Consider the following 24,559-nt stretch of genomic DNA (forward strand, 5'->3'; position numbering starts at 1 on the left):
CTGGTTTTTAATTGGCGGGGCGCCAGACATCCTTGTGGATGATAACATCCGCATTGGGATAGGCGTCGATGATCTCGTGCTTCAGACGGGCGGCGATATCATGCGCCTCCTCGAGGGTCTGCCCGCCCTCCAGCTCCACATGCAGCTGCACGAACATGGTCGCGCCTGCGGTGCGGGTCTTAAGATCGTGGAAGGCCATGACCCCCTCATGCTCGGTGGCGATGCGCTCGATATCGGCGATGATCTCGGGCGCGACCGCCCCGTCCATCAGCGCGTTCCAGCCCCCCGTGCCGATGCTCCATGCGCCCTTGAGCATGACGAGCGCCGCGATCAGTGCCACGATCGGATCGACGCGCTGCCAGCCGAAGGTCTGGGCCGCCCAGAGCGCGAAGATCGCCCCGAGTGCGGGGATCATATCGCCGACATAATGCAGCCGGTCAGCGGCGACGACCTTGTTGCCGGTCTTCTTTGCCACGCGGCCCTGCCAGATCACCAGCGCGAGCGTCAGCACGATCGAGACCACCATGACGGTGATCCCTGCGCCTTCCGAGCCGATATGCTGGGTGCCCGGCGTCAGCAGGCGCTCGATGGAGGTCCAGATGATGATGCCGGCACTGGCCGCGATGAAAAGCGACTGGCCGAGCGAGACGAGATCCTCGGCCGAGCCATGCCCGAAACTATGGTCGTGATCGGCGGGTTTTGCGGCATAGAGGATAGTCAGGAGGCCAAGAACCGAAATCAACAGATCCAGCGCACTATCGGCCAGCGAGGCCCCGATCGAGAGCGACCCCGTTTGCCAGAGCGCCCATGATTTGAGGACCACGAGGATGCTGGCAACCGCGACAGAGGCCAGACCGGCAGAGCTGTTGAGTTTAACGCTTTCGGAATCATACATCCTGAAAGTCCTTCGTTGCGCGCGGATCTCCCTGCGCGAAGACCTAGCCCAACCTCCCCGAGCCGTAAAGGTTCTTAGTCCCTGATCTCGTCGGGATCGACGCCCCAGATCGCGGATTTCTTGACCCAGCCCTCGGCCCCGTCGGCGCGGATGTCGCACCAGTTCAGGCTGCATTTTCCCAGATGCAGGATGGCCCCCGATTCCGCACGCGCCGTAATGGCCGAGGTGTCATCGGGCTTGGCATGCAGATCGGCGACCGCGTCCTGAATGACCACGGTCCGCACGCCGGAAATCAGTGCGTAATGCACCCAGCCGCCCGCACCGTCACGGTCCTCGACGCGGCGCCAGTTGCCATATTCGGCGGTGACCTTCAGGGGCATGCCGCGATGCTTGAACACCCAGTCGATCCGGTGCGAGAGCGAGGGCCCGCGGCGCGCATTGCCCGCCGAGGTCTTTAGCGAGACGAAACGCGGGATCGGCAGGTTGGTATTGGAACCCAGCTTCACCTTGCCCGCGTCCTTGCCCGCCGGTGCCAGATCCATTTCGGGCGCGGGACCACTATCCTCGTCGGATAATATACCACTTTCGTCCGCGCTCTCTTGCGCATGGGAGTAATGGCCATAGACTAGTGTCAGGAATGTGGCCGAAAGTATGGTCATACAAATGGCGCGCAAAAGTGCCTGTTTCGTAATCATGCTGTTACTGCCCATATGGTGGTGGTTTCGGTGCGCAACAAAATTGCGACAATATGGTGTATTTTGCCATTTTCTGCCTCGGTGGGTCTTGTATCTTCAACCCTTGAGGCGCAGTTTGCCCTTAAGCACGGAGAGTTGGAAGAGGGGGAGGAGGCGCCATGCCGAACCAGCGTTTGAGTGTTGTCGTCACGCGACGGTTGCCCGAGGTCGTGGAGACGCGGATGAAGGAACTGTTCGATGTAGAATTGCGCGACACCGATGCGCCGATGACGCGCGACGAGCTGGTCGCGGCGATGAAACGCGCCGATGTTCTGGTCCCGACGCTGACCGACAAGATTGATGCCAATATGCTGGCGCAGGCCGGTGAGGGGTTGAAACTGATCGCGAATTTCGGGGCAGGGATCGACCATATCGATGTGGCCACGGCCCGTCAGCGCGGCATTCTGGTGTCGAACACTCCGGGCGTCGTGACCGAGGACACCGCCGATATGACGATGGCGCTGGTGCTGGCGGTGACGCGGCGCATCCCTGAAGGTCTCGCGATTATGCAGTCGGGCCGCTGGGAGGGCTGGTCGCCTACCGCTTATTTGGGCGGACGAATCGGTGGCAAACGGCTGGGGATTCTGGGCATGGGCCGGATCGGGCAGGCGGTGGCGCGGCGCGCGCGCGCGTTTGGCATGCAGATCCATTACCATAACCGTCGCAGGCTTCGCTCCGAGATCGAGGAGGGGCTGGAGGCCACTTATTGGGAGAGCCTCGACCAAATGGTCAGCCGTGTCGATGTGATCTCGGTGAACTGTCCGCATACGCCCTCGACATTCCATCTGCTCAATGCCCGACGGCTCAAGCTGATGAAACCTTCGGCGGTGGTGGTGAATACCTCGCGCGGCGAGGTGATCGACGAGAATGCCCTGACGCGGATGCTGCGTTCGGGCGAGATCGCCGGTGCTGGGCTTGATGTCTTCGAAGGACGCCACGAGATCAACCCACGCCTGCGTGAGCTGCCCAATGTGGTGCTGCTGCCGCATATGGGCTCTTCGACCATCGAGGGGCGCATCGAGATGGGCGAGAAGGTGCTTCTCAATATCAAGACCTTTGCCGATGGCCACCGGCCACCGGATCAGGTTCTGCCCTCGATGTTGTAACCGGAGCGGCTGCCGTTAATGCGGTAGCGCCTGATACAGGGTGATGGCGTGATCATGCGGCAGCGCGATGGCGTCCATGGGGCTCGGGCGGCGTTGGCAGAATTCGAGATAGGCCATGACCGCCGGATCCTCCGCCAGGCCCAGCAGCCAGAACGGGCCCTCGGGGCAGGGCCGGACCAGCTGTGTCGCAGGGTCATGCCAAGTCAGCTCCGGAAACCGCAGCGCCATATTGCCCGCGATGATCTCCTTGGCCAGCACTGTGCCGGTCAGGTTTTCTGCCGCCAGTGCCTCCTGCAGACCGTCGAGATCAAGGCTCTTGAAGGGCGGGTCGGTTTTCAGCATCACACCCATCGCCACGCAGAGCAGCACGGGCAGACAGAGGGTTGCGGCAACAAGGCCGATGCGCCGTCGGCGCCCGAGCCGGTCCAGCACCCAGAGCGCGGCCATCGGCACGAGTATCACGAGGATCGGCAAGAGCCAGCGCAGTCGCAACTCGGTCGCGCCGCTGAGGAGCCCGCCTGCGAGGATCAGCATCAGGGTCAGCCCCACGATGCCGAGCACGACGCCCAGTTCGGTGCGGCGCAGCGGTCCGCTTTCTCCTGCATCGTGTCTGGTGGGTTTGTGCAGCGTGCTGAGCGCGAAGGCGCCAAGCACGAGCATGGGAAGCGCAAGGAATGTGAGGACGGATGTGGCGGTGCTGCTCAGGAACAGCCCCGCCGAGACGAGCGGCCCTTGTCCTCCCTCGAAATCCAGCTTGTCAGCGGAGGCGAGGGCCACCGCCGCATGACGGGCGATCCAGCTGAAGGTGGGCAGGCAGATCGCCAGCGGCAGCACCAGCCAGAGAAGTGCCTTGCGGTCGTGGAGCAGTCTGCGGCCGCCCGCGCTCAGGAGAAGGCTGCCGAACCCTGCCAGCAGCAGGGGGGCGAACGACCATTTTGTCAGAAGACCCAGTCCCGCAATCAGGCCGAGCGCCGCGTAATTGCCAAGGCTCGGGCGTTCGCGCAGCCGCAAGAGCGCCCAGAAGAAGGCCAGAGCGGCGATGGTGACGGTGACATTATGGGTCCGGATGCGTTGGCTTTCCCAGACCAGCTCGGGTAGCCAGAACAGCATTAGCGTCGCAAGCCCAGCCATCCAGATCCGCGTTGGCGGCACCCAGCGTCGCATCAGCGCGAAGCTCAGAGCGAAGGTGGCCCAGAGGGTCAGCGCCTTGAGGATGGCCAGCCCGGCCACCGAGGGGCCTGTGAGCAGAAACACAAGACGCTGTAACCAGATATATAGCGGGGGCTGGGGGCCGTAGCCCCATGACCATCCCTGAGCCCAGAGAAAGGCCTCGGCCTCGTCGATATTCAACCGGTCTCCGAACAGGATACGGAGTGCTGCCTGCACTGCGAAATACAGCCCGAAAAGGCCCAACCAGATCGGGGATTTGTTCAGCAGTGACACGACAGGCGGGCTCCGGAGCAGAAACGGTTCTGTGATGTTTGAAGCCTAAGCCGCGTGGGCGCAAATGAAAAAGGCCCGGAGAGTGCTCCGGGCCTTGGTCAAATGTGTATACTATCAGCCGGTGTAGGCGGGCATCTGCTCCAGCTCGTCCTGAGTGGCGGCCACATGGATCGAGAGGCCGTCATCGGCTTTCATCACTTCCATCTGGTCGGGCGTCAGCGCGACGGATTTTGCACCCATCCCGAGGAAGCCACCGACACTGACCACCACTTGCGTGACACCATCATTGCTGTCGGTCACAACATCGGTGACCTTGCCGATGGACTCGTCATTCGGGCCGTAGACAGTCTGACCCTCCAGGTCTGCAGCCTTGACGGTGTTCCAGTCGGTCACCGGCGTGCCCTCGGGGTTGGCGGGCGTATCGGCTGCGGTCGTCATATCGGCCTTGGTATCATCGGCTGCATCGGCCATGTCATTGCCGGCCTGATCCATCGCGGTGCCCGCCTCGGCGGTTTTGTCCTTGGTCCAGTCAGCGGCATCTTTGGCAGCCCCCGAAACAGCGGCACCCGCAGCGGCAGCTTTTTCCTTGGTCCAGTCGGCAGCATCGCCTGCCGCGTCGGCTACGTCATTGCCGGCATCGCTGGCCACAGTCGTGGTGTTCTCAGCGGCATTCTCCATGCCGTTTCCAGCGGCATTGGCGGCCTGATCCATGTCATCCATGGCCGGCGAATAAGCTGGAGCGTTTTCCAGCGAAGCTTTGTCGCCCTTCATCACCAGGCGGTAATCCGAGCCCATGCTGCCTTCGGCCGAGACCATCTGCAGCGCATCGAGGTTAACAGCCACGGTTTTCTCGCCAATCCCGAGGAATCCGCCGACATCAACCAGGACAGCTTCGACATCGCCATTATTTCCGACGATCATATCACTGACCTCGCCGATATCATCCATATCGGTATCCGCCGTCACATCCGCATCGGTCGAGGCGGTCGCATAGACGCGCTTACCGATGAAATCGGACGCCATGACGGCATCCGGTACGGACTTGAAGAACGTATCATTGCCTTGGACCTGCGCGGAGGCGGCAGCATTGGTATCGGTCGACTGGGCCATAACCGGCAAAGCGGCCATGACGGTGATTGCGGTGGTTGCAAGAAGCTTTTTCATAGTCTCTTCTCCCTTAAACTCTGCAGGGCCCGGCGAGTGTTTCGCAGCGGGTGTGGCCTGCTGTATCGGGGAAGAAACTGCGACCGGTGCGTTTTGGATCCCTGCAGACCGGTCACAAGATTTTCAGGCATGTGCGGGCGTGTCGGTGGGAACCCGCCGATGCCCGCTTTACCGCAGCGGTGGGTGGACCGGTCAGAACGACATCGCCAGATGGGTGGAGACCAACCCGTTGGCATCGAAGATCTGTGTGCCACCACCGGTGCGCGGCGGGCTGGTCGCGGTGTCGCCGCCGACGCTCCAGACGGGGCCAGTGGCGTTGAGGCTCTGATATGCGCTTTGCGCGCGCAGGCTTGTGGTCCTGTCCTGCAGGTTGCCATCGAGCCCGATGGTGAAGATGTTCTGCGCGGTATTGGTGTTTGCGCCGGAGGGCGTCTCCGTGCGGTTGGCGACCTGTTCGACGGGCACCACCACCGGTGCGGTGTAGGAGGGCGTGCCGGAGCGGGGACGTGTGGCGCTGCCTTTATCCGCGGTGGTCAGCATGCCGCTCAGCGCGGGTTCGACCACAAGCCCCACCTGCGCGGTCTCCGTCTTCACGCTGGTCTGGGCAGGCGTCACCCCCTTGGTCAGCTGCTCGGGGGTGGCACCTGACAGGCTTGCAGGCGCGTCGCTCTCGTCCATCTGGGCGGCAAAGCCCTGCGCGGCATTGCCGCTTTTCTGCTGGTTGAGCCAGAGCTTATGAACGGAGCTGACGAGGCTGGAAAGATAGTGCGACAGCGACATGACGGGCCTTTTGGTTAAAAGGGGGCTAAAGAATTAGGATGTTATTGATATATCCCGATGCGGCTTCCCTTGCGACAGTTTCATGTGCAGTTGGTAAACGCCCGCAGCCACGGCCGCTCCTTTATCACGCGGGACATCACGAGGGGACGCTTTGTCGTTTTTTGCCGCCAAAGGTCGGGCGCGGCGCTCCGCTTCTTTTGGCTTCTGCCAGAAATGGGTGAAAGGCCAACAGGAGATGCCCCCTATGAAAACCCATGTCAAAGCTCTGGTCGTCGGTGGCGGCGCCGTCGGCTGTTCGATCGCCTACCACCTTGCGAAGGCGGGCTGGAAGGATGTGATGCTTGTCGAGCGTGACGAGCTGACCGCAGGTTCCACCTGGCATGCGGCGGGGCTGCTTCCGCTGTTCAACATGGGTTATGCGACGACCCATATCCACAAATATTCGGTGGATTTCTACAAGACGCTGGAGGCCGAGACCGGTCTGAATGCGGGCTTCTCGATCTGCGGCAACCTGCGTATGGCGCAGACCCAGGAGCGGATGGACGAATATCTGCTCTATAGCTCGATCGCCGAGACCGCGGATGTCTACCACGAGTTCCTGACGCCGAAGGAAATGAAGGACCGCTGGCCGCTCCTGAATACCGAAGACCTGATTGGCGCGCTCTTCCACCCGCAGGACGGCTATATCAACCCCGCCGATGTGACGCAGGCCATGGCCAAAGGCGCGCGCCAGCGTGGTGTGGATATTGTCCGTAAACTGCAGGTCAATGCCTATAAGTGGACTGGTTCGGAATGGATCGTGACGCTCGAGAAGATGGTGGACAAGGGCGGTAACCTTGTGGGTTCGGGCGAGATGGTCGATATCCATGCCGAGCATGTCGTCACCGCCACCGGCAACCACGCGCAGCGCACAGCAAAACTTCTGGGCATCAAGATCCCCGCGATTCCCGTGGAACACCAGTTCATCGTGACCGAGCCCGATCCGGCGCTGCTGGCTTACCGTGAGGCGGGCAACCCCGAACACCCGGTGCTGCGGGATTCCGACAGCAAATGGTATGTGCGTGAAGAACGCGGCGGCTGGATCTTGGGCCCCTATGAGCGTGGCGCACCGGCCTGCTTCCGTCATGGCGTGCCCGATAGCTTCCGCGCCGATCTGTTCCCGCTCGATCTGGAGCGGATCGAGGAAGAATATATGTCGATGATCCACCGGATCCCGACCACCGAGACCGCTGGCCTGAAAGACGATTTCAACGGCCCGATCTGCTACACCCCCGATGGCAACCCGCTGGTGGGTCCGGCACCCGGTCTGCGCAATATGTGGCTGGCCGAGGGCTTTAGCTTCGGGATCACTGCCGCAGGCGGCACCGGCTACTATCTGGCGCAAATGATGGTCGAGGGCGAAGCCGAGATCGATATGGCCTCGCTGGACCCCAAACGCTACGGCCAGTGGATGACCAATGAATGGGCGGTGAAGAAGAACGAGGAATGCTACGAGCACGTCTTCATCCTGCACCATCCCGACGAGGAGCGCGAGGCGGCCCGCCCCCTGCGCACCACGCCCAACTACGACGCCCAGATTGCGGAAGGCGCGCAGATGGGTCAGGTCAATGGCTGGGAACGCCCCAACTATTATGGCCCGAAAGATGCGCCCTCGAACTTCGACCATGAAGCGCGTTCGTTCCGCCGTGGCGGCTGGTGGCAATATGCCAAGGACGAGGCCGAGGCGATCCGCAACACGGCCGGTCTGATCGACGCCTCCGCCTTCACCAAGCATCTGGTGCGCGGCCCCGGTGCGACGGCCTTCCTTGATATGTTCACCTGCAACAAACTGCCGAAAGTGGGCCGGATCAACCTGACCTATGCGCTGACGCCTGCAGGCACCACCCGCACCGAATATACCATCGTGCGGATCGCCGAGGACGAATATTACCTGATCTCGGCCGGTGCATGGACGGATTACGACGCCGATTACCTGAAGAAATCGGCCGAGGACTTCCGCGCCAATGGTGGTGACTATCTCGACATCCACGACATCACTACGCAATGGGGTGTCTTCGCGCTGGCAGGGCCCAATGCGCGCGCCATTCTCAACGAGCTGGTCGTGGATGCCGAGCCGGAAACCGTCCTGTCGAACAAGCGCTTCCCGTGGCTCTCGATGCGCAATATCGAGCTGGGCATGTGCCCTGTCCGCGCCGTTCGCGTGGCCTATACCGGCGAGCTGGGTTGGGAGCTGCACTTCCCGATCGAGTTCTCGCGCTATCTTTGGAACGCGCTGCAGGAAGCCGGTGCGGAACATGGCATGAAGCTGGTCGGCGCCCGCGCCCAGAACTGGCTGCGTCAGGAGAAATCCTACCGCGCCTTCGGCAACGAACTGGGCCGCGATGCGACCCCGCTCGAGGCCGGCCTCAACCGCTTCGTGGATCTGGATAAAGAGTTCACCGGCAAGCAGGCGATGCTCGACAAAGGTATCCGTGCGATGTGCGTGACGTTGCTGATCGACGGTCCGGCCGATGCCGATCCGTGGGGCCGCGAGGCGATCAAGCTCGATGGCGAAAAGGTCGGGCGCCTGACCTCGGGTGGCTATTCGGTCGCCTTCGGCAAGCAGATCGGCATGGGCTATGTCCGCCCCGATCTGGCCGAGCCGGGCACCAAGCTGACCGTGCGCATGATGGGGCAGGACTATCCGGCGGAAGTCACCGTCGACAGCCCGCATGACCCCGAGAACACGCGCATCCGCGTGAATGGCTAAAGACAAAGGCCGCCCCTCGGGGCGGCCTTTTCGATTGCGGCGGGTAAGGCTCAGGGCTGCTGGCGGGCGCTATACCAGTTGGCCCAGCCGGTGGGCGATCCTGCAAAGGCGTTCAGATCCACGGTCCCGCCAATCCCCGGCGCGATGCCGGTGCCGGTATATTGCCAGAAAGTCCAGCGCACGCCCGGATAGCGGTCGCGTGGGTGATCTGCCACCGAGCGCAGCCAGAAATCGTAATTCCCCAGCAGTTCCAAATCATTGTCATGCCAGAAATCCACGGTGGAATAGATTACGGGGCGGGTGCCATAATGGGCGGTCACGATATCGAGGAAGGTGCGCATCTCGGCGCGCACCGTCTGCGGATCAGGGAAGCGGCGGCAGGTCTTGGACTGGTGGTTCCATTCGATATCCAGCACGGGCGGCAGATCCCCACGCACACGGGGCACGCGGCTGATATACCATGCGGCCTGTTCCTGCGGGGTGCGGCAGAAGTAATAGAAGTGATACGCGCCCACGGCCACGCCAGCCGCGCGCGCTGCATTGGCGTTCATCCCGTAGCCCGGATCGATATAATCGCCGCCTTCAGTCGCCTTGAGCCACGCGAACCGGATGCCCGAACTGCGAGCGCGGCGCCAGTCGATCAGCCCCTGATAGCGTGCCGCATCGATTCCGTGGATCGGATAATCAGACGGGGATAATTCCCCCCACGGGTGCGGCGACCGGTCTCCGAATTGTAGCGGAATACCGGGCGCGCGATAATTGGCGGCGTCGAGCGAGGACGGATTGGCGAGTTTGCCAACCGTCGGTCCGCTTCCTCCACCACAGCTTGCAAGAGAAAGGGCGAGGCCGCAGGCGGCCAGCAACTTTCGGATAGGGATCATAACCATCTCCATAAGGGATGGCTCAACGTCTCGTATTTTTGTGGAAATGTCATCCCCCGTGAAGGGCGGACATTAATCATATATCGCCGATGCGCATTATTTCGCGAATTCGTCCCATGCCGCGAGTGCATGGCCCGAATACATCACACCCGGACCGCCACTCATCTGGATCGCGACACCGAGAATATCGCCCAGTTCCTCACGCGTGCCGCCGGCTTTGCGGAAGGACTCAACATGCAGGAGGATGCAGGGTTCGCAACGCTGGACAATGGCCATGCCCAGTGCCAGCATCTCTTTCTGTTTCCTGTCAAGAACGCCCGCGCCCTCGACATTTTCAGAGAGCGTACCGAAACCCTGCATCGTTTCGGGAATGGCTTGGACTATGCTGCGCAGCTCCCCGCGCACGGTCGATATCTTGTCTGTATAGCTCATGATGCACCTCACATATTGCATCATGAATATGGCATGGTGAGGCCCTCACTGCGTTGACCTGAGTCAAATGCATATTTTCTAATTTGGAAACGAGGAGGGGTTTGTAAATTAATTGTCCACCAATCCGGCGCAATCTTGGCGATAGAGGAGAGAGCATGGGAGAAACGGATGATTGTGCGACTGGCAGTGATGATACTGGTTCTGGCGAGTGCGACGGGCGCTCGCGCGCAGGATGATCGCACGCAGCAACTTGTGGGCTGCCTCGATGTGCTCTCGGCCTATAGCAGCTGGCTCGAACACGTAGAGGCGATGCGGATGCCCGGCATCTCGAGCGGGTTCTATGGCAATATTGCTCGCGAAATGGCGCGGATCGATAACGGGCGTTACCTGTTACTGACGGATCTCTCCCGCAGCCAGAGCCGCGAGCAGATGGCGGTCTATTTCGACACGCTCGCGACACCGCGCGATGGCGGTTGGATCCTGCTCGCCCCCGAGGACTTCGCTGCGGTAGGGCAGGATATGCGCCACCGCGTCACGCTTTGCGGAGCCATTTTTTTGAGGGAGCAGCGCGAGGCGGCACTGGCCCGATGAAACCGGCCCAATGAAAAAGGCGGCACCAGAGTGCCGCCTTCCTATACCATGTCCTGACGGGTCAGGCCTGTAGCGAGCGCACGATAACATCGCCCTCGGCGCGGCTCTTCATCGCAGCGACAGCTGCGATCGACCCTGCGGCGGTGGTGAAATACGGGATGTGGTCATAGAGCGCGACCGAACGGATTTCACGAGAATCCGAAATCGATTGGTTGCCCTCGGTCGTGTTGAACACGAGTGCGATCTCGCCATTTTTCATGCGGTCCACGATGTTCGGACGGCCTTCATAGACCTTGTTGACCAGCTCCGCTTCAACGCCTTTCTCGGCCAGCCATTTGGCGGTGCCGCGAGTGGCGATAACGGTGAAGCCCATCGAGATGAGATCCTTGGCGGCATCGGCCAGATCTTCCGACTTATCGGCATCCTTGATCGAGATGAATACGCGGCCTTCGACTGGCAGCTGCGTCCCGGCACCCATTTGCGCTTTCAGGAAGGCGCGCGGGAAGTTGCGGTCCCAGCCCATAACCTCGCCGGTCGAGCGCATCTCCGGACCAAGCAGCGTGTCCACACCCGGGAAACGGGCGAAGGGCAGGACCGCTTCTTTCACCGAATACCAAGGGGTAATCGGGTCGGCCAAGGTCATCTCGTCGGCATAGGGCAGGTCGTCTTCGGGGCCGGCATCCGCCGGATAGGGCGCACGCTCGGGGAAGGCCGACATCGGCTCGCCCGCCATCAGGCGCGCCGCGATCGACGCAATCGCCGAGTCGGTTGCTTTGGCCACGAAGGGCACCGTGCGCGAGGCGCGCGGATTGACTTCGAGCACATAGATCACGCCGTCCTTGATCGCGAACTGGACGTTCATCAGACCTTTGACGTTCAGACCAAGCGCAAGCTTGACGGTTTGCTCCTTCAGCTCGGCGATCATCTCTTTCGAGAGCGAATAGGGGGGCAGCGAGCAGGCCGAGTCGCCCGAGTGGACGCCCGCTTCCTCGATATGCTGCATGATCCCCGCAACATGGACGGTCTCGCCATCCGACAGCGCGTCGACATCGATCTCGATAGCGCCGGTCAGATAGCTGTCGAGCAGCACGGGGCTATCACCCGACACCACCACGGCATTGTTGATATAGCGCTTGAGGCTTTCCAGATCGCGCACGATTTCCATCGCGCGGCCACCCAGAACATAGGACGGGCGGATCACCAGCGGATAGCCCACACGGCCTGCGATCTCGTAGGCTTCGGCTTCCGAATGCGCGATGCCGTTGACCGGCTGTTTCAGGCCCAGATCGTTCAGCAGCGCCTGGAACCGCTCGCGGTCTTCGGCCAGATCGATGGCATCCGGCGTGGTGCCGAGGATCGGAATACCTTCCGCTTCGAGCGCATTGGCCAGTTTCAGCGGCGTCTGGCCACCGAACTGCACGATCACGCCGTGCAGAGTGCCCTTGTCCTGTTCGACGCGCAGGATCTCGAGCACATGTTCGAGCGTCAGCGGTTCGAAATAGAGACGGTCCGAAGTGTCATAGTCGGTCGAGACGGTCTCGGGGTTGCAGTTGACCATGATGGTCTCGTAGCCCGCATCCGACAGCGCGAAACACGCATGGCAGCAGCAATAATCGAACTCGATGCCCTGACCGATCCGGTTCGGGCCGCCGCCCAGAATAACCACTTTCTTGCGGTCGGACGGGCGTGCCTCGCATTCCACATCGCCCATCGCGGGCGCTTCATAGGTGGAATACATATAGGGGGTCTGGGCCTCGAACTCGGCCGCGCAGGTATCGATGCGCTTGAAGGCCGCAACGACGCCCAGATTGCGGCGGGCGCGACGGACCTGACCTTCGGTGCGGCCGGTCAGGCGGGCAAGGCGGGCATCGGTGAAGCCCATCATCTTGATCTTGCGCAGACCTTTTTCGTCCATGGGCAGGCCGTGCTTGCGGATCTCAGCCTCGGCGTCGATGATCTCGCGGATACGGTCGAGGAACCACGGATCGAAAGCGGTGGCCGCGATGATCTCGTCATTGGTCAGGCCGTGGCGCATGGCCTGCGCGATCAACAGCAGACGGTCTGGGGTCTGTTTGGAGATTTCCTTGACCACAGCGGCTTTATCAGGGGCGCCGGGGATCTCGATTTCGTCGAAGCCCGACAGGCCGGTCTCCAGCGAGGCTAGTGCCTTTTGCAGCGATTCCTGGAAGGTCCGGCCAATCGCCATTGCTTCGCCTACCGATTTCATTGCGGTGGTCAGCGACGGCTCGGAGCCCGGGAATTTCTCGAAGGCGAAACGCGGGATCTTGGTGACGACATAATCGATGGTCGGCTCGAAGGAAGCCGGCGTGACCTTGGTGATGTCGTTATCCAGCTCGTCGAGCGTATAGCCCACAGCCAGTTTGGCTGCGACCTTGGCGATCGGGAAGCCGGTGGCCTTGGAGGCCAGCGCCGAGGAGCGCGACACGCGCGGGTTCATCTCGATCACGACCATACGGCCATCGGCGGGATTGACCGCCCATTGCACGTTCGAGCCGCCGGTCTCCACACCGATCTCGCGCAGCACGTTGATCGAGTGGGTCCGCATCAGCTGGTATTCTTTATCGGTCAGCGTCAGGGCAGGGGCGATGGTGATACTGTCGCCGGTATGCACGCCCATCGGATCGATATTCTCGATGGCGCAGACGATGATCGCGTTATCCGCCTTGTCGCGGACCACTTCCATCTCGAATTCTTTCCAGCCCAGAAGGCTTTCATCCACGAGGATCTGCGCCACAGGCGAGGCATCCAGACCCGAGCGGCAGATGCGTTCGTAATCATCGCGGTTATAGGCCACGCCGCCGCCGGTGCCGCCCATGGTGAAAGCAGGACGGATAATTGCCGGAAGGCCGATGTTTTCCAGCTCGCCCAAGGCGATCTGCACACCCGCATTGATGTCGAACTTGCCGTTCTCTTTTTTGGGGGCGGTGACGATGGTCGCGCGCGGGTTCTCGATGCCGAGGCGGTCCATCGCCTCGCGGAACAGCTTGCGGTCCTCGGCCATCTCGATGGCCTCGCGGTTGGCGCCGATCAGCTCGACATTGAACTTTTCGAGCACACCCATATCGGCAAGGGCCAGTGCGGTATTCAGGCCGGTCTGGCCACCCATGGTCGGCAGGATCGCATCGGGGCGTTCCTTCTCGACGATCTTGGCGACAACCTCGGGGGTGATCGGCTCGATATAGGTGGCATCGGCCATGTGAGGGTCGGTCATGATCGTGGCAGGGTTCGAGTTCACCAGAATGACCCGGTAGCCCTCTTCGCGCAGAGCCTTACAGGCTTGGGCGCCCGAATAGTCAAACTCGCAAGCTTGCCCGATGATGATGGGCCCTGCACCGATAATGAGGATGGACTTGATGTCAGTTCTCTTCGGCATGGTGCGGTTCCTTCGATTCGGCGCATAACAAAGGGCGCGGGCCTTGGCGGCCTCACGCAAATTGGTGCGGGTTATAGTCAGACTACGCCTCGGCGCAAGTCCTGATCTGGCGCGCGGCGGAGGTTAGACGCAAAAGCCCTGCCTAAATATTAGGCAGGGCATAAACTTTGTCCGAAGGGTCAAAATCCGCAATCTCTACGGGGGTCTCATTCGGCGGCGTGACGAACCTCCTCCCGGAGTTCGGCGTCTTGCGCCTGACCGTTCTGCATCGCAGCAGCAGTGAACGGGGCTACCGCGCGGGTCGGCTCGATGGGGGCGTCATACATATAATCACGGGTCAGCGGCGCATCCTCGACCTTATGGGTCAACTGGTACTGAAACACGACCTGACCGCCGTAGCGGAAGGTCATTTCCGATGCGATCAGATAGTAACGCCACATCCGCGTGAAGGTCTCGTCATAAATGCCTGCGGCGCGGGCCTCGTTGGCCTCGAACCGTTTGCGCCAGTGCAGGAGGGTTTCGGCATAGTGGTTGCGCCAAACCTCCAGATCGGAGACCACGAGGTTCTCGTGTTCGATGGCGGCCGAGGATTCCGACATGGCGGGGCAATAACCACCCGGGAAGATATATTTCGTGATCCAGTTCGAAGTGGTGCCAGGAGGGGTGACCCGACCGATGAAGTGGATGAGCGAGATGCCTTCGGGGTTCAGCATCTGGCGCACATGGCGGAAATATTCGCGATAATGCGGCACGCCCACATGCTCGAACATTCCGACAGACACGATGCGGTCGAATTTTTCCTCGACCTTGCGGTAATCGGTCAGGCGGATATCGACCAGATGCTCGAGCCCCGCCTCCTTCACACGCCGCCGGGCCAGACCGAACTGCTCGCGCGACAAAGTGACGCCCACCACTTTCGCGCCGTAATCGCGCGCGAGCGTCAGCGCCATGCCCCCCCAGCCACATCCGATATCGAGCACGGTCATGCCCGGTTCGATGCGCAGCTTGCGGGCGATATGGTGTTTCTTGGCCGATTGCGCCTCTTCCAGCGTCATGTCGGGGCGGGTGAAATAGGCGCAGCTATATTGCCGGTCCTCATCGAGGAAAAGGTCATAGAGCTTGCCGGACAGATCGTAGTGATGGGCGACATTCTGTTGCGCGCGATTGACCGGATTGAACTGGCTGAGCGAGCGCCCGAGGAATTGCAGGATATTGAGCGGCTTCTCGAACCAGGGCAGCCCTTCTCGGTTGAGATTGAGGATCAGTGTCTTCAGGAAATTCGGAAGATCGTCATCCTCGATGGTGAAATCGCCGTTCATATAGCCTTCGCCCACACCCATATCGGGGTTCATGACGATATGGCGCGACAGATCAGGGCTTTTGATCTGTATCCTGACCGGTTTGCCGGTGCCATCCCCGTAGAGGCGGGTGGTGCCATCGTGGTAAGTGATTTCCAGAACGCCACGATGCATCATGTGGCGGACGATCTGATCCATCATGCGGTCCCAAAGCGTCATGATCGTACCCCTCTAACTGTCTCAAACAAGTTAATGGCCGGAATGAGTGGGCGGCCGTCGGCGGGGCATGAATTTTCCCCGCAGTTTCCTTAACAACTGAAATTTATTGTTAGCGCCCTATGGAAATGAATCGAGGGGATGGGTTGTGTGCTGGTGCAGAATCCAGTGGGCCTATCGGCACAAACCGCCAAAAAATCGGCTTTTGACGTAATTTTAAGCGCGGCTCGGGCCGCTCTGGCTCAAAGGATGCGCGGAGCCGGATGCCTAAAGCCAGCCCTTTGCGGGCTCCGGAGCGTTCCGGCCTTGACTTTCCGGCCCCCAGAATGTGTATCGGCGCAAAGCTGAAAGCCCATGTTTCATGGGCCGATTTCGCGAGCCTAAACACTGAGGGAAGCCACATGCACGCCTATCGTTCCCATAATTGCGCCGGTCTGAGCGCAGCCAATGCCGGTGAAACCGTCCGTCTGTCGGGCTGGGTGCATCGGGTCCGCGATCATGGTGGCGTGCTGTTCATCGACCTGCGCGACCATTACGGCATGACGCAGGTCCTATGCGATGGCGACAGCCCTGCCTTCAAGGCGCTGGAAAAAGTGCGCTCGGAATGGGTGATCCGTATCGACGGCACCGTGAAGCTGCGCGATGCCTCGCTCGTTAATCCCAAAATCCCGACTGGCGAGATCGAGGTCTATGTCCGCGATATCGAAGTGCTGGGGGAGGCTGCCGAGCTGCCGCTTCCGGTCTTCGGCGAGCAGGAATATCCCGAGGAAACGCGCCTGACCTACCGCTTCCTCGACCTGCGCCGCGAGAAGCTGCATAACAACATGATGCTGCGCTCCAACGTTGTGCGCAGCCTGCGGAACCGTATGTGGGACGCAAACTTCAACGAATTCCAGACGCCGATTATCACCGCCTCGAGCCCCGAAGGCGCGCGCGACTTCCTCGTGCCCTCGCGTCTGCACCCGGGTAAGTTCTATGCGCTGCCGCAGGCGCCGCAGCAGTTCAAACAGCTGATCATGGTCGCGGGCTTCGACCGTTACTTCCAGATCGCGCCCTGCTTCCGTGACGAGGATCCGCGCGCCGACCGCTCGCCCACCGATTTCTACCAGCTCGATGTCGAGATGTCCTTTGTAAGCCAGGAAGACGTGTTTGCCGCCGTGCAGCCGGTCATTCAGGGCGTGTTCGAGGAGTTCGGTAAGGGCAAGGCCGTTGACGGCAACTGGCCGCTGATCGCCTATAAGGACGCTCTGCTGAAATACGGCTCCGACAAGCCCGACCTGCGCAACCCGATCGAGATGCAGGTCGTGTCCGAGCATTTCGCAGGCTCGGGCTTCGCGATCTTCGCGAAACTCCTCGAGCAGGACGGCACCGAGATCCGCGCCATCCCCGCGCCGACCGGCGGCTCGCGCAAGTTCTGCGACCGTATGAACAAATTCGCGCAGGAGCAGGGCCTGCCGGGCATGGGCTATATCTTCTGGCGCAAGGCCGAGGATGGCTCGGTCGAGGCCGCCGGTCCGCTGGCGAAGAATATCGGCCCCGAGCGCACCGAAGCGATCCGCACCCAGCTGGGCCTGGGCGAGGGCGATGCGGCCTTCTTCCTGGGTGGTAAGCCCGAGAGCTTCGAGGGCGTAGCGGGCCGTGCCCGCAACGTCATCGGCGAAGAACTGGGCCTGACCCAGAAGGATTGCTTCAAATTCGCCTGGATCGTCGATTTCCCGATGTACGAGAAAGACGACGAGGGCAAGATCGACTTCAGCCACAACCCCTTCTCGATGCCGCAGGGCGGGCTGGAGGCGCTTGATGGCGATCCGCTCGAGGTGCTGGGCTACCAGTATGACCTTGCCTGCAACGGCTACGAGCTGATCTCGGGTGCGATCCGGAACCACGATCTGGCGACCATGTATAAGGCCTTCGAGATTGCGGGCTATGGTCATGACGAAGTTGAGAAGCGCTTTGGCGGTATGGTCAAGGCATTCAAATACGGCGCTCCGCCCCACGGTGGTTGTGCAGCCGGTATCGACCGGATCGTGATGCTTCTGGCCGAAGAGCAGAATATCCGCGAGGTCATCATGTTCCCGATGAACCAGCGCGCCGAAGATCTGATGATGAGCGCACCGTCGGAGCCGATGAACGAGCAGCTACGCGAGCTGAACCTGCGCGTGATCCCGCAGGACTGAGCCTTGCGTCAGATACGGAAAGGGCCCCGTTTCGGGGCCCTTTTTCGTTATCGCTTCATAGCTTACACATGCGCGGCTTTGGGTTCGCGGGCGATCACCCAGACGGCGTGGACGATACCCGGAATATAGCCGAAGATCGTCAGCAGGATGTTGATCCAGAAATGTTTGCCAAGGCCTACCTGCAGGAACACGCCCAGCGGCGGCAGGATGATGGCGAAGATGATGCGGATGAGGTCCATGTCGTTTCCTCCGTTGATTTGGACAAGAAACAACGGCGCGCGGGAAAAGGTTCCCTCAATCCAGCCGAAAGACCTTCTGGCGGCTGGTCTGCCCACGCACAAGCGTCAACCGCGATTTGGCCACGCCTAGCGATTTGGCCAGCAGTTTGGTGACGGCGGCATTGGCCTTGCCATCCTCGGGCACGGTGGTGACATAGGCGCGCAACCCGTCCTCGGCCAGCACGATGGCATTGCGCGAGGCTTTGGGCGTCACGCGCAGGTCTACCTCGGCTCCGCTGGCAAAGAGGTCCGCGATGGTGTCCATCACACCTGTTCCAGCTCGATCAGGCAACCGTTGAAGTCCTTGGGGTGCAGGAACAGGACGGGTTTGCCATGGGCGCCGATCTTCGGCTCGCCCGTGCCCAGCACCCGCGCGCCCTCGGCCTTGAGCCGGTCACGCGCGGCAAGGATGTCCTCGACCTCGAAACACATATGGTGGATGCCGCCCGAGGGGTTCTTCTCCAGAAAGCCGGTGATCGGGCTGTTCTCCCCCAGCGGATAAAGCAGTTCGATCTTGGTATTGGGCAGTTCGATGAAGACGACCGTCACTCCGTGATCGGGCTCGTCCTGCGGGGCGCCCACGGTGGCGCCGAGCGTGCCGCGATACTGGGCACTGGCCGCCTCCAGATCGGGTACCGCAATGGCTACATGGTTAAGTCGACCGATCATCCTGCGTCCTCCTCTGCGCCCCGTCTGATGGGCAAAACGCCTGAAAGAGACGTTGCACCCCTTTGGCCGCGGGGTCAATTGCTCGATCGCGTTGGGAAATTAACCGACTGTTCACTCTATCTCGGCTTAACTCTCTATAGACGCCGATTCACCTGACTGTGGAGACCGAGATGAGTGATGACCTTGCCGGCCTTATCGGCCAGCGCCCCGCAAATGCGTCCCGCCCGCTTCTGGGGCTGACCATTCTGGTTGTCGAGGACAGCCGCTACGCATCCGAGGCGATGCGGCTTCTATGTTTGCGTTCAGGGGCGCGGATCCGCCGTGCGGATTGCCTGCGCTCGGCACATCGCCATCTGCGGACCTACCGCCCTTCGGTGGTGATCGTCGATCTGGGTCTGCCCGATGGCTGTGGCGATGATCTGATCCGCGAAATCAAGAACTCCGACCAATCGTTGCCGGTGGTGCTGGGAACTTCGGGCGATACGGGGATGGAGGCGCTGGCCCTTGCGGCTGGGGCCGACGGGTTCCTGCCCAAGCCTGTGGAAAGTCTCGCGCTTTTCCAGCAGGCCGTGCTGTCTGTCCTGCCGCCGAGCGAACGGCCGAAGACTCCGATGGCGCTGAACGACGCCATGATCAGTCCCGATCCGATTGCGCTGCGCGATGATCTCAACCTTATGGCCGAAGTGCTGTCAGGCGCGCAGGATGCGGCCTCTCTTGGCTATGTCTGCCAGTTCCTGAGCGGTGTGGCCCGGTCCGCACGCGATGACGCGCTCGAGGACGCCGCGAGTGCCTTGGGGCGCGAGGGCGGGCCATCCAGCGCCGATATCTCGCGCCTGTCGGGTATGGTGCAGGAACGTCTGGCGGCGGGCAGCGCCTTCTGATCTCAGCCGGCAAGCTGCGGGTCGGACGAGACCCGCACAAGGCGCGTCAGATCGGATAGCCTCTCGATCTGGTTGCCTTCCGCGTCGAAATTCTTGAGGTCGAGCCATGCCGAATAGGCCTCACGCAGGGCGGGCCAGTCCTTGTCGGTGGCGGCAAACCATGCGGTATCGCGGTTGCGCCCCTTGTAATGGGTCGCCTGCCGGAAGGTGCCCTCGTAGCTGAGGCCCAGCCGTTGCGCCGCACGGCGCGAGGGGAGGTTGCAAGCGTCGCATTTCCACTCGAAACGGCGATAGCCCGCATTGAAAGCCCATTCGATCATGCGGATGAAGCCCTCGCTGGCGGCGCGGCTGCGCTGGAGCTGTGCGCCCAGCGTGATAAAGCCCAGTTCGATGGTGCCGATGGCGGGCGATATCCGCAAAAAGCTCTGCATTCCCGCGGCATGGCCGGTAACAGGGTCGATCACCGCATAGAATAGCGGGTCATTTGATGCGATCTGCTCATTGATCCAGCGGATAAAAGCGGTCTCGGCATGGAATGGGCCGACCGGCATGTAATCCCACAGCTCGTCATGGTTTTCGGCCAATGCTGCATAGAGATCATGGGTATGGGCCGAGGACAGGCGCTCCAGATGCATATACGTTCCCTCGATCCGCTCCGGTCCCGGAGCAGGAGGGGCAACCCAATCGCCAAGTGGCGCACCAAAGGATTTCTGCATGGTCTCTCCTGCATTTTGCGGAACGCTAGCGGGAGTTTGCCGAGCTGGCAATGCGCATCTTGTGCAGGAGTTAGCGCAGGCCCAGTTCGGCCAGCGCGCTCATCAGCTCGCGCGGCAGAGGATCCTCGCGGGTGCGGCCAGCGGGCAGGTCTTTGGGCGCATCCTCCGGTTTGAGATAGCGCCAGCCCTGGAAGGGACGGCGGGTCAACGCCTCCGTGCGGATGATTTCGCGGTCGAGCACGATGGCGCAGCGGGTGATGCCGTCGGCCCCCACGCGCTCCTCCAGCCCGATCACCTTCTGGCGTGCCAGAACCGCGCCCTTGAACACCCAATAGAGCGAACCGCCCTCCAGCACCTCTTCGGCACGTTTGGGCCACATACGGGTGACGTGTTCGGCGGGGCCTGTTCCAAAGCGCGCCTCCTGCCAATTCGCAAGATCCTCGACCTTCTCGGCGCCGACGCAGAGTTTGATGAGATGTTGGGGCATGGGCAAGCGTTCCGACTGTATCTGGTAGGTCTGATATAGGATAGGCGGCTGTGTGTGCAACCGCTCAGGCCCCGCGTGCGAGCGTCAGGGTGACCCGCAGCCCCAGCGGCCCCTGAGCAAAAGCCAGGTGGCCATTATGGCTTTCGGCCACCGTTGCGGCAATGGTCAGGCCCAGCCCGTGGCCCGAAACCTGCGCGTCCTGCCCGCCACGCTCGAACGGGGCGGTGAGGGCGGCCATCAGTTCGGGGCGCGCCGTGCCGCCCTCATCCTCGACGACGATGCGCGCCTCGCGGGAATCCGCTTCAAGGCGCAGATGTGCGCGATGGCCGTATTTCAGGGCATTCTCGACAAGGTTAGAGATCGCGCGTTGCAGCGCCATTGGCCGTGCGGTGACCAGAACCGGCCTGTCGCCCAGATGGAAATGCCCGATCCGTCGGGAGAACAGGGTCTGCCCGCCGGTGCTTTCGAGCTCGGCCATCGGGGCTAGATCGACGGGCTGGCCGGAATCGCGATAATTATCGGCCAGCGCCTCGACCAATGCGCTCAGGCTCAGTTGGCGCGGTGCTTCGATATCCAGCTCCGAGCGGGTATAGGCCAATACCCCGTCGATCATTTCGCTCATCCGCTCGATATCGGCGCTCAGCCTGTCGCGCAGCTGGGCATCCTCGATAAGGGCCGCGCGCAGCCGCAACCGCGTGGCGGGTGCGCCCAAATCGTGGCTGACCCCCGACAGCACCATCAACCGTTTGGCGAGCCGCTGTTTTTCCGTCACCAGATGCTGGTTGACGGCGGTGACGATCGCCGCCAGCTCGGCCGGCCCGTCGTTTTCGTAACTATCGGGACCGCCCTGTATCCGGCGCAGTCCCAGCTGTGTGCCGAAATCGCCAAACCGCTGCGCCACGCGCCCCGAGGTAATGAGGAGCGCCAGCAGCGCGAAGCCTCCGAGCCCGAGCGCAAGCAGCCGGTTGTCACGCGGAGTGGCCGCGCAGCTCCAGATTTCATGGCCTTCAAGGCGGTACCATTGCCCGTCCGAGGCCCGCATGATCACGAGGGGGGCGCCGCAATAGGTGGCCAGCAGCTTCGTGACCTGCCCGAACATCTGTGCCGCCGTGACTTCCGGCCCGCTTTTCAGCCGCGCGACCGGATAGGTCAGATCGGGCGACAGCACCTCGATCACGGTCTGGGGCGCGTTGGTGCCGGTGGGATGGAGGCCGGGGACGGGGATATGGGTGATACGGGCGGGGCGGGGTACACCGGCCAGCGAGAGAAACTGCCCCGCCTCGGCCAGCAGCGCCTGATCGGGGGGCAGGGAGGTGGCATCGAGGCCAAAAGGCCTGTCGGTGCCGCTTTCAATGGCGGCAAAAAGCAGCTGGCCTGTCAGATCCGCCTGCGCCAGATGGGCTCGCCATGCGCTCTGGCTCTGCACCCAGAGCGCCGCTGCCAGCGCACCGGCCAGAAAGCCCGCCACGATCCAAAACGCCGACATCGCCTTCAGACTGGGATGGCGGAACACGTTCATTCCGCCTCACGGGTGACATCGCAGGCCAGCACATAGCCGATACCGCGCTCTGTGCGCAAAAGCGTGGGTGCCTTGGGGTTGCGCTCGATCTTCGAGCGGAGCCGCCCGACCAGCACATCGATGGCCCGCCCTGCGCCATCGGCATCGGGCTGGTCGCTGAGCGCCGCGGCGATCTCCTCGCGCGACAGCGGGATGCGCGGATTGGCCAGTAGTGTTTTCAAAAGCGCGGTCTCGCGGGTCGAGAGGATCACCTGATAGCCGTCGGGGGCGTGGACCTCGTCGCGCTGCCCGTCATAACGCCAGCCGTCAAAATGCCAGATACCGCTCGAGCGGCGATAGCTGAGCGAAGGAGTGCGCCGGACACGCCTCAGCACTGCCTTCACCCGCGCGATCAGCAGATCGGGGTTGAAGGGCTTGGCGATATAGTCATCGGCCCCCACCTCGTAGCCCGCCATGCGCTGGTGATCCGCCGACAGCGCCGAGACCAATATGATCGGCAGCTCCAGCTCGCTGCGCAGACGGGCGCAGATCTCCACACCGTTCTCGTCGGCCAGCATCACATCCAGAAGGATCAGATCGACGCGATGCGTCTGCATATGAGCGCGGATCTCGGCCTCGGTGCTGGCCGGATGGGCGGCAAATCCGTTACGCTGCAGGAAGGTCACCATCATCTGCTGCATATCGGCATCATCATCGACGACCAGAAGATGCGGTATCGCCATGGTTGTTCCTCCCTCATGCGGCCTTCTTGGTAACAAGTTGTAACAAAGCGGGCAAGAATCCCGTGCCGCAGCGCAGAAGGGGGGCGCTAACAGCATTGCGCAAACCATTAAGGGTCGCGCTATACTGTGGGCGATATGCGCTTGGGGAGAAGCGCATGTATTTGGGAGGATTACCAATGAAACATATGACTGCATTCGCGGCGCTGTCTGCTGCTGCCCTGACCGCAGGGGCCGCGTGGGCCGAGCCGCAGGCCGAGGTTCTGCACTGGTGGACGTCGGGTGGCGAGGCCAAGGCCGTGGCCGTTCTGCAGAAACAGTTCTCCGACCGTGGCGGCGTCTGGACCGATATGCCGGTGGCCGGCGGTGGTGGCGATGCGGCCATGAGTGCGCTTCGGGCCCGTGTCCTGTCGGGCAATGCGCCGACCGCCGTGCAGCTGAAAGGCCCTGCCATCCAGGAATGGTATGATGAAGGCGTGCTGGCCGATATTTCGGATGTGGCCGATGCGCAGGGCTGGGCCGATGTGCTGCCCGCGCAGATTGCCGAGCATATGAAATGCGACGGCCATTGGTGCGCCGCACCGGTCAATGTGCACCGCGTGAACTGGGTCTGGGCAAACAAGTCGATCCTCGAGGCCAATGGTATCGAGATGCCCACCACCTGGGACGAGTTCAATGCCGCCGCCGACAAGCTGAAAGCCGCAGGGATCACGCCTTTGGCCCATGGCGGTCAGGCCTGGCAGGACGCGACCATCTTCGAGACGGTTGTGCTTGGCATCGGTGGTGCCGATTTCTACCAGAAGGCGCTGGTCGATCTGGATCCGGATGCGCTGAGCTCGGATACGATGAAATCCGTCTTTGACGAGATGCGCACCCTGCGCGGTTATGTCGATGACAATTTCTCGGGTCGTGACTGGAACCTTGCCACCGCGATGGTCATGAATGGCGAGGCCGCCTTCCAGATCATGGGGGACTGGGCGAAGGGCGAGTTCCTGGCCGCAGGCAAGGAGCCGGGCGTCGATTTCGTCTGCGCACCCACCCCGGGGGATGCGGGCTTCCTCTATAACGTCGACAGCTTCGCGATGTTCAAGGTGGATGGCGAGGACAAGCAGGATGGCCAGAAGCTGCTGGCAGAGCTGATTGTCGGCCCGTCCTTCCAGGAGACCTTCAACCTCAACAAGGGGTCCATCCCGGTCCGCACCGATGTCAGCCTGGACAAGTTCGATGATTGTGCCAAGAAATCGGCCGCCGATATGAAGGCCGATGGCGAGGCGGGCTCGCTTCTGCCCTCGATGGCGCATGGTATGGCGCTGCATGGCGCGCAATCGGGCGCGATCCTCGATGTCGTCACCGCGCATTTCAACTCGGATATGTCCTCGGATGATGCCGTGAAGATGCTGGCCGACGCCGTCGCCAACTCGATGTAATCT

Annotated in this window: 22 protein-coding genes; 6 read left to right on the forward strand and 16 right to left on the reverse strand. The window is 61.8% G+C overall.

Annotated features, from left to right (window positions below; translation table 11 throughout):
* Positions 1-7 precede the first annotated feature (7 nt).
* Both ABEB22_RS07925 and ABEB22_RS07930 read right to left on the reverse strand, forming a co-directional pair.
* Positions 8-895, reverse strand: a complete 888-nt coding sequence (locus ABEB22_RS07925) for a cation diffusion facilitator family transporter (RefSeq protein ID WP_406870013.1) — start codon at positions 893-895, stop codon at positions 8-10.
* 74 nt (positions 896-969) lie between these two features.
* Complete coding sequence (locus ABEB22_RS07930) at positions 970-1,554, reverse strand: SH3 domain-containing protein (RefSeq protein WP_406870014.1); 585 nt, start codon at positions 1,552-1,554, stop codon at positions 970-972.
* A 194-nt stretch (positions 1,555-1,748) separates the two neighbouring features.
* Here ABEB22_RS07930 and ABEB22_RS07935 point away from each other — a divergent pair, with 194 nt between their 5' ends.
* Complete coding sequence (locus ABEB22_RS07935) at positions 1,749-2,735, forward strand: D-glycerate dehydrogenase (RefSeq protein WP_339113415.1); 987 nt, start codon at positions 1,749-1,751, stop codon at positions 2,733-2,735.
* A gap of 15 nt (positions 2,736-2,750) precedes the next feature.
* Here ABEB22_RS07935 and ABEB22_RS07940 read toward each other — a convergent pair whose 3' ends face one another.
* From ABEB22_RS07940 to ABEB22_RS07950, 3 genes are all read right to left on the reverse strand, one after another.
* Positions 2,751-4,178 (reverse strand): ArnT family glycosyltransferase, encoded by a 1,428-nt coding sequence (locus tag ABEB22_RS07940; RefSeq protein WP_406870015.1) that lies wholly within the window; start codon positions 4,176-4,178, stop codon positions 2,751-2,753.
* 114 nt (positions 4,179-4,292) lie between these two features.
* On the reverse strand, positions 4,293-5,342 hold the full coding sequence (locus tag ABEB22_RS07945) for a PRC-barrel domain-containing protein (RefSeq protein ID WP_406870016.1): 1,050 nt from the start codon (positions 5,340-5,342) through the stop codon (positions 4,293-4,295).
* Between the two features lie 192 nt (positions 5,343-5,534).
* Positions 5,535-6,122, reverse strand: coding sequence for a hypothetical protein (locus ABEB22_RS07950; RefSeq protein ID WP_406870017.1), 588 nt, complete (start codon positions 6,120-6,122; stop codon positions 5,535-5,537).
* Between the two features lie 244 nt (positions 6,123-6,366).
* Between ABEB22_RS07950 and ABEB22_RS07955 the strand changes: the two genes are divergently transcribed.
* Positions 6,367-8,871: an FAD-dependent oxidoreductase gene (locus ABEB22_RS07955; RefSeq protein WP_406870018.1), complete on the forward strand. Its 2,505-nt coding sequence runs from the start codon at positions 6,367-6,369 to the stop codon at positions 8,869-8,871.
* A gap of 50 nt (positions 8,872-8,921) precedes the next feature.
* On the opposite strand, the gene ABEB22_RS07960 is transcribed toward ABEB22_RS07955, so the two are convergent.
* Both ABEB22_RS07960 and ABEB22_RS07965 read right to left on the reverse strand, forming a co-directional pair.
* Positions 8,922-9,752 (reverse strand): GH25 family lysozyme, encoded by an 831-nt coding sequence (locus ABEB22_RS07960; protein ID WP_339113410.1) that lies wholly within the window; start codon positions 9,750-9,752, stop codon positions 8,922-8,924.
* Positions 9,753-9,848: 96 nt separating this feature from the next.
* Positions 9,849-10,184 carry a carboxymuconolactone decarboxylase family protein gene (locus tag ABEB22_RS07965; protein WP_406870019.1) on the reverse strand — a complete coding sequence of 112 codons (336 nt, stop codon included), beginning with the start codon at positions 10,182-10,184 and terminating at the stop codon, positions 9,849-9,851.
* A 168-nt stretch (positions 10,185-10,352) separates the two neighbouring features.
* On the opposite strand from ABEB22_RS07965, the gene ABEB22_RS07970 reads away from it, so the two are divergent.
* Entirely contained in the window at positions 10,353-10,775 is a 423-nt protein-coding gene (locus ABEB22_RS07970) for a hypothetical protein (RefSeq protein WP_406870020.1), read from the forward strand.
* Between the two features lie 61 nt (positions 10,776-10,836).
* Here the strand turns inward: ABEB22_RS07970 and carB are convergent, their stop codons facing one another.
* Together carB and ABEB22_RS07980 are read right to left on the reverse strand one after the other, a co-directional pair.
* Positions 10,837-14,169, reverse strand: coding sequence for a carbamoyl-phosphate synthase large subunit (carB, locus tag ABEB22_RS07975; protein WP_406870021.1), 3,333 nt, complete (start codon positions 14,167-14,169; stop codon positions 10,837-10,839).
* A 206-nt stretch (positions 14,170-14,375) separates the two neighbouring features.
* On the reverse strand, positions 14,376-15,686 hold the full coding sequence (locus ABEB22_RS07980) for a cyclopropane-fatty-acyl-phospholipid synthase family protein (protein ID WP_339113406.1): 1,311 nt from the start codon (positions 15,684-15,686) through the stop codon (positions 14,376-14,378).
* A 398-nt stretch (positions 15,687-16,084) separates the two neighbouring features.
* Between ABEB22_RS07980 and aspS the strand changes: the two genes are divergently transcribed.
* Positions 16,085-17,860: an aspartate--tRNA ligase gene (gene aspS, locus ABEB22_RS07985; protein ID WP_339113405.1), complete on the forward strand. Its 1,776-nt coding sequence runs from the start codon at positions 16,085-16,087 to the stop codon at positions 17,858-17,860.
* 62 nt (positions 17,861-17,922) lie between these two features.
* On the opposite strand, the gene ABEB22_RS07990 is transcribed toward aspS, so the two are convergent.
* From ABEB22_RS07990 to mce, 3 genes are read right to left on the reverse strand one after another with little or no spacing between them, the layout of a single operon-like run.
* On the reverse strand, positions 17,923-18,099 hold the full coding sequence (locus tag ABEB22_RS07990) for a YqaE/Pmp3 family membrane protein (protein WP_339113404.1): 177 nt from the start codon (positions 18,097-18,099) through the stop codon (positions 17,923-17,925).
* A 55-nt stretch (positions 18,100-18,154) separates the two neighbouring features.
* Entirely contained in the window at positions 18,155-18,403 is a 249-nt protein-coding gene (locus ABEB22_RS07995; RefSeq protein ID WP_339113403.1) for a DUF167 domain-containing protein, read from the reverse strand.
* On the reverse strand, positions 18,403-18,807 hold the full coding sequence (mce, locus tag ABEB22_RS08000; RefSeq protein WP_339113402.1) for a methylmalonyl-CoA epimerase: 405 nt from the start codon (positions 18,805-18,807) through the stop codon (positions 18,403-18,405). Before mce ends, ABEB22_RS07995 begins: the two co-directional genes overlap by 1 nt.
* A 170-nt stretch (positions 18,808-18,977) precedes the next feature.
* Between mce and ABEB22_RS08005 the strand changes: the two genes are divergently transcribed.
* Positions 18,978-19,688 (forward strand): response regulator, encoded by a 711-nt coding sequence (locus ABEB22_RS08005; protein ID WP_339113401.1) that lies wholly within the window; start codon positions 18,978-18,980, stop codon positions 19,686-19,688.
* Between the two features lie 2 nt (positions 19,689-19,690).
* Here the strand turns inward: ABEB22_RS08005 and ABEB22_RS08010 are convergent, their stop codons facing one another.
* The 4 genes from ABEB22_RS08010 to ABEB22_RS08025 form a co-directional block, all read right to left on the reverse strand.
* Positions 19,691-20,404, reverse strand: a complete 714-nt coding sequence (locus tag ABEB22_RS08010; protein WP_406870022.1) for a GNAT family N-acetyltransferase — start codon at positions 20,402-20,404, stop codon at positions 19,691-19,693.
* A 70-nt stretch (positions 20,405-20,474) separates the two neighbouring features.
* Positions 20,475-20,891 (reverse strand): DUF1489 domain-containing protein, encoded by a 417-nt coding sequence (locus ABEB22_RS08015; RefSeq protein WP_339113399.1) that lies wholly within the window; start codon positions 20,889-20,891, stop codon positions 20,475-20,477.
* Positions 20,892-20,955: 64 nt separating this feature from the next.
* Positions 20,956-22,410 carry a sensor histidine kinase gene (locus ABEB22_RS08020; protein WP_406870023.1) on the reverse strand — a complete coding sequence of 485 codons (1,455 nt, stop codon included), beginning with the start codon at positions 22,408-22,410 and terminating at the stop codon, positions 20,956-20,958.
* Positions 22,407-23,132: a response regulator transcription factor gene (locus ABEB22_RS08025; RefSeq protein ID WP_406870024.1), complete on the reverse strand. Its 726-nt coding sequence runs from the start codon at positions 23,130-23,132 to the stop codon at positions 22,407-22,409. Before ABEB22_RS08025 ends, ABEB22_RS08020 begins: the two co-directional genes overlap by 4 nt.
* A 176-nt stretch (positions 23,133-23,308) precedes the next feature.
* Here ABEB22_RS08025 and ABEB22_RS08030 point away from each other — a divergent pair, with 176 nt between their 5' ends.
* Positions 23,309-24,556: an ABC transporter substrate-binding protein gene (locus ABEB22_RS08030; protein WP_406870025.1), complete on the forward strand. Its 1,248-nt coding sequence runs from the start codon at positions 23,309-23,311 to the stop codon at positions 24,554-24,556.
* Positions 24,557-24,559 lie beyond the last annotated feature (3 nt).

The organism is Thioclava sp. 'Guangxiensis', assembly GCF_045348365.1.
GTDB classification, from domain to species: domain Bacteria; phylum Pseudomonadota; class Alphaproteobacteria; order Rhodobacterales; family Rhodobacteraceae; genus Thioclava; species Thioclava kandeliae.